Below are 13,053 nucleotides of genomic sequence, written 5' to 3' on the forward strand. Positions count from 1 at the left end.
TCAGGCTCCAATCGGTGGAATGCGGGCCGCACAGTTTTTGCGGAAATGTTCAGGACGTTCACGCCATTTGACCAAGCCGTCACCTGTGGCGAGGTACTTGGTGGCGCCATCGACAATCGTCTCAATATGATCAATTTCGTTCAGGTTCTCATAGACAAAGGTCCAACGTGTCGGTCCACCACGCAGGACGATGGAACACCCCTGATTACAATTTGAAAGGCACTCGACCGCCTTTAGTGTTACGCCAGAAGGCAAGTCGGCCTGCTTTAAAGCCCGATGGAGCACTGTTCCGGGGCGTTGGGTGTCATCCTCGATGGGAAGCCCGCGCCGACAAGTCGTGCAAACCAGCAGTTCGACTGGTGCGGTTTCTGTCACTTCTCTCATCCCCCTTCTGCGGTACGTGGGGGACGGGGTCTCATGCGGGCCACGCTGTTCGCAATGGTCCCGACACCGGAACACCCCGTCCGGTCTGGATTTCGGGCGCTGGCAGGTCTCCCGGCTTACGGATGTCAGAGGAGGCCTCTGGCAGGTGTCCCGCCTTCCCGGCCATTCGGGCCAGTGGCATTGGGCACCCTCTCCGGTCACGGTCGCGGGGGCGGCTGCGTTTGACGGTTTAACCCGCTGACGCATTCCCTTTTCATCTGCTGTTGCAGACACCAACGGATCGGACATGCGGCACCTGCAGGCGCCTTGTCAAGCGAGTCGCTTCACTGGATTGCATTGGGGGGTTAAAAACGACCTGCCAGCGTCGGTGGGCGGCACGACGTGCGCCACTGTCTCGTGCTGGCATGTCCGCAAGAGTGCGAGCATGGAGTGACGCTTTATGAAAGTTGGTTTCATCGGTCTTGGAAATGTGGGCGGAAAACTCTCGGGGTCGCTGCTGCGCAACGGCATCGATCTGACCGTGCATGACCTGAATTCGGATCTTGTCAGCGACTTCGTTGCCAAAGGAGCCAAGGCTGCAAAAGATCCGGCACAGATGATGCGTGATTGCGACGCAGTGATTACTTGCTTGCCGTCACCTGCAGCATCAGACGCGGTAATGCAAATGATGTTGCCTGAGGTCGGAAACGGTAAAATTTGGATGGAGATGTCCACAACCGACGAGGCCGAGGTCAAACGGCTTGGGGCCCAGGTTATCGACCGAGGAGGATCTGCCGTCGACTGTCCGGTTTCTGGCGGATGCCACCGAGCAGCCACGGGTAACATTTCTATCTTTGCAGGTTGCGACCGAGGTACGTTCGATCTGATTTTGCCCTTCCTAACGACAATGGGTAGACGTGTGCTGCACACTGGAGAGCTGGGGTCGGCCTCTGTATTGAAAGTTCTTACCAACTACCTCGCTACGGCGAACCTGATAACATGCGCCGAGGCATTGGTTACTGCGAAAGCTGCTGGGATGGACCTGAACACGACCTATGAGGCAATCAAGATTTCGTCGGGCACATCTTTTGTTCATGAAACCGAAAGTCAGGTCATTTTGAACGGTTCCCGTGATATCTCGTTCACGATGGATTTGGTTAAAAAAGACATTGGCCTGTTTCAGGACGTTGCCGATCGCGCGGGCGTTCCGCTTGAGATAAACCCGCTGATGATAAAAATTTTCGAAGACGGCATAGCGCGTTACGGCGACAGGGAATTATCACCCAATATCATACGGCGACTGGAGGAAGCGACTGGATTGGACATCCGAGCACCCGGTTTTCCCGCCGAGATGGAAGACGATGAACCAGAAGAGCCGGGTTATGAGGTGATCCCAGCCAACCGAGGAGCAGCTGGGTAACCAACCTCGAGCGATCTTAAGCAAGGTCGGGGGCATGGGCCAATTCGGATCACCGCGCTAATTCCGCCAACCACCATCCAGATTGGACAAAAACCAAGCTGTAATTTAAACACAAAATCAATAATCCGTGGGTGGTACAGGCAAGAGAGCAAAGAATGACGGATGAAACATTTCTCATCGTGACAACGATGAAGAATGAAGGGCCTTTCATGATCGATTGGGTGGCATACAACCGATCGATAGGCTTTGATGATATTCTGATCTTTACGAACGACTGCGACGATGGAACTGATGCGATTGCCGAGCGGATGCAGGAATTGGGTTGGGTCCATCACGAACGTAATCCGGTCGGTCCCAAGGAGAAACCGCAGACTGTTGCTTTTTCAAAGGCCAGAAGTCACTCCAGTTATCTTGCTTCGGATTGGATTCTAAGTCTGGACGTCGACGAATATATCAATGTTCGCGTGCCCGGAGGCGACATTCGCAGTTTTGTCGCGGCTAGCGGCGATGCAGATGCGATCTCGATGTGCTGGCGCATGTTTGGTCAAGGCGGTCAAAACGACTTTGTAAATCGCCCGGTGCCCGAGACTTTTTTCCGCGCGGCACCTGAAGACAAATACCCGCATCAAAGGGCGAAAGGCTTTAAAACGCTTTTCCGAAATAATGGGAAGTTCAATAGGTTTCGCGCCCATCGCCCGCGGATCGACGCGAAACACGCGATTGATCCCGACGCTCCTTATCAAGGTGTTCTTTGGCGCGACTCCGGTGGCAATCTCTTTCCTGCTGATCAGGTCAAGTGGCGCGCATGGCGTGGCTTCAGCCACGATTATGCACGTATTCATCACTATGCAGTTCGCAGTACCGATAGCTTTCTGGTTAAGCGTGATCGTGGCCGCACAAACCACATAAGCCAAGACCAGGGTTTGGAATACTGGAAAATGATGAACCACAACCATGTGGAGGACCGTTCTATCCTTGGCCATATGCCAAAAATGCACAAAATACGCGCGGAAATCATGAACGATGCCCGACTGGCTGAATTACATGATGATACTTGCGCTTGGCATTTGTCTAAGGCCAAGAATCTCAGGGCCCGGTCGGATTGGGCTGATTTTGTTAATGTTTTGCAAAACACTGAGGTGGAAGCCAAGCCCGTGGCGAATCCGGTAACCGCGACCGTGCGACGGGGCAAGCGCGCCAAACAGCGAGAGCGAAAAGATGGTCTTCGACGCGAACTGTTGGAGCTTATGCCAAAAGGCAAACTGAGCATCGAGATAGGCGTTTGGAAGGGCGAGTTTTCGCAGATTTTGCTGGAAGGTCTGCGGCCGTCCAAGTTGTTCCTCATCGATCCTTGGGGTGTTCAGGAAGACCCTGAAGATGGTGTTTCGCTGGCTGGCGCACGCAGCAAGAAGGACATGGATCGAATTTATGAGTCTGTGAAGAACAAATATAAGGATGAGATCGCGCGCGGCAAAATTGCTGTTATTCGGGATTTTTCTGTCCCTGCGATGGACCAGTTCAAAGATGGCAGCATCGGCTTCGCCTACGTAGATGGGGATCACTCCTACGAAGGTGTAAAGGCGGACCTAAAAGCAATTCTGCCTAAGATGCAGACTGGGGGTGTCATCATGTTGGATGACTACCACCGTAAAGGATGGTGGAAAGATGGGGTTATGCGCGCCTTTCACGAGTTTTTGGGCGAAAACGCCGCAAATTTACGCATCAAAGCGATAAAGGGTGCGCAGGTTGCCGTTCAGAAGATCTGAATTTTGATCGACCTGACTTACGATCGGAATTGTTCGGATGCAGCTTCGTTTGGTCGCAGAAGACTTGTCCTGCCAGATTGCGATCCATACGCCGAATGCCGTCATGGTCGCCGGCTTTGCAAAAAAATCCACTGTTGTTTCCGCCTCAACCGGGCTGTTACGCGTTAATCGGATTTCTGGTGGCGTGACATCCAACGAATTAAGCTTCGAGATTCAGTGTGACCTCATAATGAACTAGATGGTGGCCAACACGGTGGGTGTTTCTTGGCCGGACTCGTTCGCGCCGTTTGAGATCGCTCAAGCATGTTTCAACCAGTCGCGTCCTTCGCGAGAAAAAATTTACACACGATCCAAAACAGCGCGCCCCAGACCGTGCAAGAGCGGGCCTGCTCCAAATTACCTTTTGGCAGCCTGGCGAGTCCCCGTATCTGGTGTGGTCAAAATTAACGTTTTCAGGCGTCGCTGTCCCGAAAGATCCGATTTGGTCCGAGGCTCAATTTTCGCCTTTTTTGGAGTTTTCGGCTAGATTCTGCCAAGGAATTTTTCACAAAATCAACTCTGTACTAGGTTAGTTTTGTTTCTGTACCCATTGTTTTTTGTGAAAAATTGATTTCTGTTGCGCATTTGCGGGGCTATTCGACGCGATATCTTCACTTCGGCTTTAGAATTCTCGATCGAGGGTGTATGGTGTAGGGGTTAGAAATTTTGTTCAATAAACTAGATTTGAATAATATCGTAAATTTGCTGCTGGGCATATCGGGGGGTAGGAGAACCAGTAATGAGCGCTACCGAGACGTCAAAATCATTACCAAAATGGCAAATTGCTCTCAACGTTGCTGCGGTGGTTGGGGGACTTGCTGGTGCAGTTACCATTTTCTCCATCTTTATGGATAGAATGGATCGAAGTGCAGAACGGTTGGAAGAAATAGCTCAGTCAAATTACTCTTTGGCTGTGGAAGATGGCTCGCTAATTTTAACTTCGACGGATAGGTCAAGACTGCCAAGCCACGTCATCGTGACACCAATTTTTGACACGCCGGTTTCCGAGTTGGGCAATTCGGAGGGGGTGGCTAACGAGCCGTACACTGATTTGAGTCCCGATCCAGCTTCGCCAGATGGCGTCATTAAGATCGTCATTCCGGGGATAGTTGAGGAATCTTGTAAATACAATTTGGCGAACGAAGATATATGCAAAAAGAATTATCCAATTTCAGAGTTCAAGGTGGAGACCTTTTTCGGGGATTACGCGGTCGAACCCGACTATGTTCCCAACTCCTAATAGCTTTCTTTACGGTTCCTTCAATCGCATTGGGTCAAGCCTGCCCATCAGGGTCGCCAAGCGCCATTGAAGATGCCGAACAAAGAGAGGATGTGGTCGTTTCTGTTTCAAGCGGCACCGTTGATCGTTTGCGCAATTGGGCAATCTTCAGCGGAAAAGTTTCGGAGTCAGATATACATCTCGAAACGTACAAAGACATTGGCGATGCTTTGGACGGCAAAAATGGGGCGACAGCCAAGTTTCACATGTTCGGCGATGACCGGTGTACGATGGATTTCTTTAGAAGCGACGGCGCTGGTGCTTCAAGCCGGATGATGGTCAGACCCTTTGACCTTGGAAATGGCCGAGGTTGCGAACTTTTCAAAAAGCGCATGTCGGCGATCTTGGCGACTTTTCTTGGCCACTGCGAGAAACAAGCCGCGCGGCGGGAATTCATGAGGGCAAGGCTGGCGAAGGAACACGTCGTATTGGCCGAAATGCTGGGTCAACACTCCAGTTCGTCCACTAAAAATCCTTATGCAACGCTGCACAAAAGGTACGTAGAGTTTCTGGATCGTGAGCACCCAGATTACGTCTTTCGCCCAGATTCAAAAATTCCTTCTGCCACTTTGGGACAACTCATAACAGGCGGTGACAAACTTAACTCAGATAGAAATGGTTCTTTCGAAGTCGCAATGGTTTGAGGTTCTGTGCTTTATGACGATCAAGCCAATGATTTCACGCTGACTGTTGATGTTGACGGGGGCAAGTCATTAGGGCGAGTCGAGCAAAAAATTTCTAAACGACTTGGGGAGCGGGTGTTGCTGGGCGGAACGGTTGCCGTATCCGGCGACGCCCCAACGGAAACCGTTGTTTCGGTGCATCCCTCTGAGCTCGATGTTGAAATCGGTGAGGGTAAGAAAGACAACGTTATTGCCCGTAATGTGTACATAATGATGGGTTTTGCCGAACCTGATACCGTAACAGCCGAAGATTTAAAGAAAAGTGGAAGGAAATTGCGCTGGTTCAACGATGGTGATGAATCCAGTACAGATGTCCAGGACCTTGAAGAGCTCGACTTACTTTCACTGTTTTCCCACAATTCCAAGCGCGACCAGTTCATGCTCAAATATGATATGGGCTTTGATGACCTTACCCCGGAACTTAAGGGATTACTTTATCCTGAAGTTCCGGAAAGCGAATACTAAGCAAGTACTTTGTCGTGCAAATCGAATTCCGAATAGTCCGACGTTTGAGGGGCCAGGTTTGGTACTGTGACAGCCAAGAAGTAGCTGCCGCTGGGGTTTCGCTGTGAATGAAACACACGTTCCCTCCCCTCGGCGCATAAGCTATTGATCGAACCGTTGCTCAACCCTTGAGGCAAGGGTATTTTAGACGTGTAGACTATTTCTTTTTCTAAACTCCCCCAAAAGATTAAGTCTGATCGTCGTTCGCCTAAAGTTATAAGCAAGACAAAAACGGCATCACCGGCATTTATTATATCGATCAGCTTGTAATTCCAAAGGGCCTTCGGAGGCATTTCCGCTTGCGCGGGTTCTTCATACACGATACGCTTGGCCCCACCTCCAAAAACGTAAATACCGGCACACTGACTACCGTCTTCTGTCGAGTTTACGGGCAATAAAATCTGCCCGTAAGAGTTGATACGATAGGTCCATTGTAGCTCTGTATCTCTTCACCGTTGCTCAGCCAAAAGGTTTGCCATAAGTCCTGAAAAAACTAATTTTCCGGCCAAACAGTGGAGAGCATTGTCCAGACACCCTGGAGTATCCTAGTCCAGCTACGACGCGCGAAGTGCAAAATATGGGCCTTCACAAAAAAGGTCGTGAAGGGGCAGTAGATCAAGGGGCACAAGGCCCAATGCAAGTACAGTTTCAGGTTCGAAAACACCAGCACACGCGCCGGGATTGCCAAAATACCAAGCGCGGCCGGTTTCACTTGAGACATTGAACATCAGATTTCCATCCGAGCCGATACGCGGACTTGATGAAGTCCAGTTTGACGGCTGGTTCCCAGAAAGCAATTCCCCAAAATATGCACGATAGGTGAGTTTGAAACGCCCATCGGTTGAAACAAATTTGCCGCTTTCCGATTCCTGCTGGAGAAAGTTTTTTCGTTCCGCGATCGCGCGAAAGACAAGTTGACCGATATCGTTTTTTCAGGCTCGTTGAAGAATTGCAGCCTTTTGCCGTCTAATCCTTCCACTACATCTCCGGAAAAAGCGACCGGAGTGATTTTGACTTTAACATTTGCGGATGCGGGCGCCAGGCATACAAAAGTATGCAAATGCAACTGCTTTCGCCATTACAACGGCGCTAAAGAAATTGCAAAAAAAAAAGAATTTATCATTTTTGGACCCAGTTAGAGTTTACTTCCCAAGACGCATACCGGCGTGGCCAGATCGTGATAACTAAATTTTTTCAATCACAGGTTGCAGGTATGAAGATAAACTTTGATTTTCAGAATATGTTTATCCGTCAGGACGAATGGAGTAACAAGATTTCCCGAGATTACTTGCTGCGGATCACTTTCGCCGTAAAAAATTCGAAATCTTCCCATGTTTGACCTGAATTGCGTCCAATCGCTGGGTAAAGCCAATTCGATCAGATGGAATTGCAGGACTGGCAAAACTTATTTGCAGTTATGACTGCTCGACATCTTTTGTAGGCTTGTTTCAGAGTGAGTTTTCAGGATTGATGGGGCCACAAAAACCCATAGAGCTGCGATATGAGGCTAAATAAGTGGCCGCTTATGTATTCCTATCGATTTGCACACCTAGATTGCAGATCGGCATCCTGTCGAATTGGAAGCCGCGAGATTGGTAGGCTCAGTACAAGGATCGTTGGGAACAATTCCGTATGGCCGCGTCGGAACTGCGACCGAGTTGTCTAAGGCTCCAACTCTGTCGTGACTTTTTGCCGAAAATATGGCGGTAAAAAGGCCCCGGGGAAACGCATGGGAACAATTGTCCTGCACCCTTGGGTTTAACTTCAATCGTATAAACAATCTAAAATAGTTTCTTGCCACAGCGGCGTTGGGCTACGATAGTTTGATCATTGATTGATCAAAAGTTGAGTGATTTTATGGATATACCTGATTGGATGGCCGGTGTTGCTGCGGTGGCTATGGTAATTATTTCTGCTTTGGCCCTGTATTTGAAACACGGGAGAAGACCCCCGCGAGGAACATTAGGCGGTGGTGGAGACGGCGGGAACGCTTCCGTCGGACGAGACGGTACCGCTGTTGGAGGGAACGGAGGTCGAAGTGGTGGCAGCGGTCACGGAGGCAAAGGCGGTAATGCTTTCGTGACCGGATCCGGAACATCAGTCGGTGGAGACGGTGGTGATGCTGGTGTCCCGTGGCGACCTGCACTTGGTGCTAGCTCTCCTTTGGGGCGACTTGGAATGGACAGTTCGTCATATGCTTTGTTGCCCAAGGACGAACTTGGTTTGATCTCAGCTGGCCGTGGCGGAGTAGGGGGCTGCCAATACTCCGAAGTGAAAACAAACAACGGAACCATGTCGTTAATCCAGTTAACGCGCCTGGTTCAACTTTGGTCCCCTGACACCATCGATATTGTGGATCATAAAACCCCAAAAGATGGTCAGGAGTTCTGGGACATCTTACGCCAAGTGGATGTTGATTTGGCAGAAAGAGCTGAAAAGCATGTTATGTCCAGTAAGGATGCAAAAGCTAAAGGTCTACCGCCGCCGAACCCATATGAATGATGGGTTTCGGTTCAGACTGACAACCGCATTGCACCAATCGCCTTGCCTGCTTAGGACGATTGGTGCTTGTTTGGCGTTCGGCTTAATCAGTTTGTTGAGCTTTTTTGTCGACGCCGAGCCGTCATACTTGCCCACGGTCTCTTTGAACCAGGTATGGTGTTGAAGAGACAACAATGATCCAAGGTTCAACAATGCCGCAAGTTGTGGCGGCGTCCCGTGCATTTCAAACGGGAAGGCAGTGCCAGCATGACGCTGGGAATGACATCAATGGACTTTGATCTGTAGGACATTTTACTTAATAGAAACAAACGCTGATCCCGCGTTCTCGCTTACGGATGGTCCGCCAAGTTGCAGCTTTTGGTGTTGCGATGCGGCATTTGTTGTACCAATAGACCAGAGCAGACAACGATCGGCTGTAAACAGGCAGTTGTTAAAATGAACAGAAAAGACGAAAATTCAGATATTATAAATAATTATGGTGATTTTCGCCTTTCGGTCGCTCCTATGATGGACTGGACAGACCGTCACTGTCGTTACTTTCATCGTCTGCTTAGCTCACGGACTTTGCTTTATACCGAAATGGTTACGGCTCCGGCGCTGGTGCGCGGAGGAGCGTTGCATTTGCTCGACCATAGCACCCAAGAACATCCAGTTGCACTGCAATTGGGGGGATCCGATCCGCAGGAGCTTGCTCAGGCCGCGATACTTGGGGAGCAAGCCGGTTATGACGAGGTCAACCTGAACTGTGGTTGCCCGTCCGACAGGGTTCAATCCGGCACTTTTGGCGCCGTTTTGATGAGAGAGCCCGGTCGCGTCGCGGACTGTGTCAGCGCCATGCGAGAAGTGGTCGATGTCGATGTCACTGTTAAGTGTAGGATCGGAGTGGACGAACAAGACCCGACCGAAGTCCTCCCCGATTTCTTAGAGCAAATCAGAGCCAGCGGTTGCCGCCGTGTCATAATTCATGCACGCAAAGCTTGGTTGCAAGGATTAAGCCCCAAGGAAAACAGGGATATTCCGTCGCTGGATTACGCCTTGGTTCACCAGATGAAGGCTGCCTTTCCGGACCTGCATATCTCGGTCAATGGTGGCATCACTTCGCTTACTCAGGCCCGGGCAATGCTGGACGCTGGTTTGGACGGGGTCATGATCGGACGCGCCGCCTATCACCACCCAGCCGAAATTCTGGCTGATGCGGATAGGCTGATTTTTCAAACAGGGCAAACCGTTGATCCTTTTGAGGTAGTAAGAAAAATGGTGCCATATGTAGAGAGACACCTTGCCAGCGGTGGGCGTTTGCACCAGATCACCCGGCATATGTTAGGTCTGTTTGCAGGTCGTCCCGGAGCGCGCAGCTGGCGCAGAATGCTGTCCGAAGGCGCAGTGCGGAAAGACGCCGGGCCCATGATAATGCTGCAGGCGCTGGAAAGCGTTTTGTCCGCTGCGCAAGAGGACGCGGCGGTTTAATGCGAACCTTAGCCAGGGTGAGGGAATAATGCCCGAGACTATGTTGCTGGCCCAGATGCTGGGCCTTTTGCTTGTGATTGGCGCTTTTGCAGGGGTCCTGGCAGGTTTGCTGGGTGTGGGCGGTGGAATTGTTCTGGTTCCAGCGTTTTTTTACGCATTTCAAACCTTGGGTTACGGCGGCCCACAGCTGATGCAACTATGTTTGGCGACATCGTTGGCAACGATTGTGGTCACGTCCGTTCGGTCCGTACTGAGTCACAATAAAAAAGGCGCGGTAGACTGGGATATTCTACGTGGTTGGGGTCCGGGAATCGCACTCGGCGCGCTTTTGGGCGTGTTGGTTGCGTCATCGTTGCGAACTGAGGTTTTGCAAGCCCTTTTTGGCGTTCTTGGAATGGTCATCGGTCTATATCTGGGGTTGGGCAGGTCCGAGTGGCGGTTGGGCGACGCGATGCCTATTGGGGTGCGCCGCATTCTGTTGTCTCCTTCTGTCGGATTTTTGTCGGTGTTGATGGGCATCGGTGGCGGCAGCTTTGGCGTGCCATTGATGAGCCTTTACAACACGCCCATTCACCGCGCAGTTGCAACCGCCGCGGGCTTTGGTGTGATAATTGCGGTACCTTCAGTTCTGGTTTTTTTGTTTTTTGAAATCGCGCCAGAACATCGTCCGCCTTTTACCGTCGGAGCCGTTAATCTGATCGCTTTTGGGATTGTAATCGCGATGACTATGATAACAGCACCCTGGGGCGTAAAACTTGCTCACGCAATGAATCCTAAACCTTTGAAACGCGTCTTTGCGGTATTCTTGACGCTTGTGGCATTGAACATGTTGCGAAAGGCACTGGGTTGGTAGGCTCATTCGAGGAGAGGGGTTGGATTACTTTCCCACACGATCCGGCGTTGGAACGCTGGGTAACGCACGTCCTTCCTGCAGCACGCGCAGCAGTAACAGATCCGGCTCATGCGCAATGGCATGAATGCGAGGGAACCTGGTTCGTCGGCGTCGACGTTTTGGAGAATGATGCGGTGGGCAGAGTAAGGGGTTCCCAGCCTTTGACCGGGCAGGCGGTTGATTTCGTGACGCAGCTTTACGGCGGCATCGACCTGCACAAAGGTCAGGTCTCGGTTATTTATCCGGGGTACCCACGTCCAAGACGGGATGAGAGCGAGGCCGCTGCGCGGTATCGCGCAAAACGGGATGCGGCCCACGTGGACGGCTTGAAACCGACAGGCCCTGATCGCAGACGAATTATTGATGAACCTCACGCGTGGGTGATGGGTATTCCGCTTAGCGATGTCTCTGCAAGTGCGTCGCCGATGGTCGTCTGGGAGGGCAGCCACAAAATTCTGGGCGATGCGTTTCGAACGGCTCTGACAGGGGTGCCAAATGATGCGTTGGCCCAGACAGATGTGACCGATATATATCAGGCAACCCGGCGGGAGGTTTTCGACCGCTGTTCGCGCGTCGAGTTGCCAGCAAGCCCCGGCGAGGCTTATGTCATTCATCGCCACTGCCTGCATGGTGTTGCCCCTTGGGGGGAAAGCGCACGAGCGGGGCCGGACGGCCGGATGATCGCCTATTTCCGCCCAGAATTGCCCGGCGGAGTGGCGCAATGGCTCGAATTCCCGTAACCTCCTGCCATTGCTCTGTTTTGGAGGATGGTTTCAATGATTACGGTCCAAACGAATTCTGACGGTACACTGATCGAAGTGGAATTGTCTGGTGAAGTTACCAGCGCGGATTACACAAACACTCTGGTTCCGGCAATTGAAGGCGCACTTGCCGATCACGACGCCGTTCGGTTATTGGCAATCGTGACGCCAGAATTCAAAGGCTACGATTTGGGTGCAGCGTGGTCTGACACCAAGCTGGGTCTCAGTCACTGGCGCGGGTTTGACCGTATTGGTGTGGTGGCCGACCAAGGATGGGTGCAAACCAGTATTCGTTTGGCTGCACCGATCTTGCCCTGTCCAGTACAGGTTTTTTCGATGGAGGAACTTGAGGCCGCACGTCGATGGATGCGTGAGTCTCTCGGTTCTATTCATGTGACCGATCTAGGTGGACCATGCGTTCAGATCAGCTTGCTAGGAAAGTTGGACCCGGATGAATACAAGCAGGCGCAATCGGATCTGGACGCGCTGCTGAGCGGCAAAGAGGGGTTTCGTTTGCTGATCGATTTGCGCGAATTTGACGGCTGGCAAGGTTTAACGGCGTTGGCCGCCCATTTCCGCTTGGCAGCAGGGCATATCGGAATGCTGGATCGCGCGGCGATTGTCGGGGATAAGGCTTGGCAAAAGTTGGCGCAACGGACAGCAAGTCATCTTCTTGGCACTCGTGCGCAATATTTCCCGTCAGCTGAAATTGAAAGCGCAAAAACCTGGCTAGCCGCAGGATAACCGCACCGTAGAATGTATGATGGAAAGACTATGCGCATGGCAGTACGAGATGAGCTGGACAAACTTTTCGAAGACTACCTGATTGCTTACCGTCAAGCCGACGCTGACGGCTGTGCTGCCGTGTATTCAGTTGAGGCTCAACTCTTTTCGCCATTTGGTTCTGCGACGGGTCGCAAAGCTATCGCCGAACTTCACCGGGATTGGTTCACCGAAGGCACGGAAAATAAATCTCTCACCGTCTTGGATTCCGGTCAATCGGGAAACTTGGCTTGGTGCCTTGCTAGTTTTTCGGAAGGCGAAGCTGCTGAAAATGGTGTTTCCCTAAACGTGCTTGAAAGGCAGGCCAACGGGACTTGGCTGATCCAAATGAGTAGTCTGAATGAAAGCTAGTCGCGGTGCATCCGAGCAGAGCGACCGCCACGACGTTTTGCCAACCTGGGTTTTCGGTTTGGCAGGTCCTGCATGATTTCAGCGCGTTCAGAACTTTCCATTTTAGACCAGCGCGTGATTTCTTCGATGGTGCGATAGCAACCAGTGCAAATGCGTTCAGTTGGATGCACAACACAAATTTGGATACAGGGGCTTTCCACCTCATTCCTTCTCCAAACCATATTTGTCATCAATGTCATCCGA

The 13,053-nt window shown here is 51.5% G+C and carries 14 protein-coding genes and 1 riboswitch; of the genes, 12 read left to right on the plus strand and 2 right to left on the minus strand.

The features are described 5' to 3' along the window. Complete coding sequence (locus AC2FNE_RS09150; RefSeq protein ID WP_170472939.1) at positions 1 to 384, minus strand: DUF1636 family protein; 384 nt, start codon at positions 382 to 384, stop codon at positions 1 to 3. An 84-nt stretch (positions 385 to 468) separates the two neighbouring features. Then, positions 469 to 676, minus strand: a riboswitch (cobalamin riboswitch). Positions 677 to 823: 147 nt separating this feature from the next. Between AC2FNE_RS09150 and AC2FNE_RS09155 the strand changes: the two genes are divergently transcribed. The 12 genes from AC2FNE_RS09155 (at position 824) to AC2FNE_RS09210 (ending at position 12,810) form a co-directional block, all read left to right on the plus strand. Beyond that, positions 824 to 1,783: an NAD(P)-dependent oxidoreductase gene (locus AC2FNE_RS09155; RefSeq protein ID WP_496805215.1), complete on the plus strand. Its 960-nt coding sequence runs from the start codon at positions 824 to 826 to the stop codon at positions 1,781 to 1,783. Positions 1,784 to 1,938: 155 nt separating this feature from the next. Beyond that, complete coding sequence (locus AC2FNE_RS09160; protein WP_496805216.1) at positions 1,939 to 3,549, plus strand: class I SAM-dependent methyltransferase; 1,611 nt, start codon at positions 1,939 to 1,941, stop codon at positions 3,547 to 3,549. Positions 3,550 to 3,586: 37 nt separating this feature from the next. Then, complete coding sequence (locus AC2FNE_RS09165) at positions 3,587 to 3,787, plus strand: hypothetical protein (protein ID WP_496805217.1); 201 nt, start codon at positions 3,587 to 3,589, stop codon at positions 3,785 to 3,787. 540 nt (positions 3,788 to 4,327) lie between these two features. Continuing rightward, positions 4,328 to 4,828, plus strand: a complete 501-nt coding sequence (locus AC2FNE_RS09170) for a hypothetical protein (RefSeq protein ID WP_496805218.1) — start codon at positions 4,328 to 4,330, stop codon at positions 4,826 to 4,828. 92 nt (positions 4,829 to 4,920) lie between these two features. After that, the gene (locus tag AC2FNE_RS09175) at positions 4,921 to 5,511 is read left to right on the plus strand and encodes a hypothetical protein (protein WP_496805219.1); all 591 of its coding nucleotides are present in this window, start codon (positions 4,921 to 4,923) and stop codon (positions 5,509 to 5,511) included. A 6-nt stretch (positions 5,512 to 5,517) separates the two neighbouring features. Beyond that, the gene (locus AC2FNE_RS09180; protein ID WP_496805220.1) at positions 5,518 to 6,015 is read left to right on the plus strand and encodes a hypothetical protein; all 498 of its coding nucleotides are present in this window, start codon (positions 5,518 to 5,520) and stop codon (positions 6,013 to 6,015) included. A gap of 1,896 nt (positions 6,016 to 7,911) precedes the next feature. Continuing rightward, positions 7,912 to 8,556: a hypothetical protein gene (locus AC2FNE_RS09185; RefSeq protein WP_496805221.1), complete on the plus strand. Its 645-nt coding sequence runs from the start codon at positions 7,912 to 7,914 to the stop codon at positions 8,554 to 8,556. Positions 8,557 to 8,991: 435 nt separating this feature from the next. Next, the gene (dusA, locus tag AC2FNE_RS09190) at positions 8,992 to 10,023 is read left to right on the plus strand and encodes a tRNA dihydrouridine(20/20a) synthase DusA (RefSeq protein ID WP_170605105.1); all 1,032 of its coding nucleotides are present in this window, start codon (positions 8,992 to 8,994) and stop codon (positions 10,021 to 10,023) included. A gap of 28 nt (positions 10,024 to 10,051) precedes the next feature. Next, a complete protein-coding gene (locus AC2FNE_RS09195) occupies positions 10,052 to 10,876 on the plus strand; it encodes a sulfite exporter TauE/SafE family protein (protein WP_170605107.1) in 825 nt (274 codons plus the stop codon). Positions 10,877 to 10,923: 47 nt separating this feature from the next. After that, positions 10,924 to 11,655, plus strand: a complete 732-nt coding sequence (locus tag AC2FNE_RS09200; RefSeq protein ID WP_496805222.1) for a hypothetical protein — start codon at positions 10,924 to 10,926, stop codon at positions 11,653 to 11,655. Between the two features lie 36 nt (positions 11,656 to 11,691). Next, a complete protein-coding gene (locus AC2FNE_RS09205) occupies positions 11,692 to 12,420 on the plus strand; it encodes a SpoIIAA family protein (protein WP_170605111.1) in 729 nt (242 codons plus the stop codon). Between the two features lie 12 nt (positions 12,421 to 12,432). Further along, positions 12,433 to 12,810 carry a YybH family protein gene (locus AC2FNE_RS09210; RefSeq protein WP_496805223.1) on the plus strand — a complete coding sequence of 126 codons (378 nt, stop codon included), beginning with the start codon at positions 12,433 to 12,435 and terminating at the stop codon, positions 12,808 to 12,810. Here AC2FNE_RS09210 and AC2FNE_RS09215 read toward each other — a convergent pair. Continuing rightward, the gene (locus AC2FNE_RS09215) at positions 12,807 to 13,040 is read right to left on the minus strand and encodes a DUF1289 domain-containing protein (protein WP_170475309.1); all 234 of its coding nucleotides are present in this window, start codon (positions 13,038 to 13,040) and stop codon (positions 12,807 to 12,809) included. The genes AC2FNE_RS09210 and AC2FNE_RS09215 overlap by 4 nt on opposite strands. Between the last annotated feature and the right edge of the window lie 13 nt (positions 13,041 to 13,053).

The sequence above is a fragment of the Ruegeria sp. YKSD179 genome (genome assembly GCF_059612885.1).

Coding starts and splice junctions, on each gene's coding strand:
- AC2FNE_RS09150 (WP_170472939.1), bottom strand. CDS start 384: ATGAGAGAAGTGACAGAAACCGCACCAGTCGAACTGCTGGTTTGCACG.
- AC2FNE_RS09155 (WP_496805215.1), top strand. CDS start 824: ATGAAAGTTGGTTTCATCGGTCTTGGAAATGTGGGCGGAAAACTCTCG.
- AC2FNE_RS09160 (WP_496805216.1), top strand. CDS start 1,939: ATGACGGATGAAACATTTCTCATCGTGACAACGATGAAGAATGAAGGG.
- AC2FNE_RS09165 (WP_496805217.1), top strand. CDS start 3,587: ATGCAGCTTCGTTTGGTCGCAGAAGACTTGTCCTGCCAGATTGCGATC.
- AC2FNE_RS09170 (WP_496805218.1), top strand. CDS start 4,328: ATGAGCGCTACCGAGACGTCAAAATCATTACCAAAATGGCAAATTGCT.
- AC2FNE_RS09185 (WP_496805221.1), top strand. CDS start 7,912: ATGGATATACCTGATTGGATGGCCGGTGTTGCTGCGGTGGCTATGGTA.
- dusA (WP_170605105.1), top strand. CDS start 8,992: ATGAACAGAAAAGACGAAAATTCAGATATTATAAATAATTATGGTGAT.
- AC2FNE_RS09195 (WP_170605107.1), top strand. CDS start 10,052: ATGCCCGAGACTATGTTGCTGGCCCAGATGCTGGGCCTTTTGCTTGTG.
- AC2FNE_RS09205 (WP_170605111.1), top strand. CDS start 11,692: ATGATTACGGTCCAAACGAATTCTGACGGTACACTGATCGAAGTGGAA.
- AC2FNE_RS09210 (WP_496805223.1), top strand. CDS start 12,433: ATGTATGATGGAAAGACTATGCGCATGGCAGTACGAGATGAGCTGGAC.
- AC2FNE_RS09215 (WP_170475309.1), bottom strand. CDS start 13,040: ATGACAAATATGGTTTGGAGAAGGAATGAGGTGGAAAGCCCCTGTATC.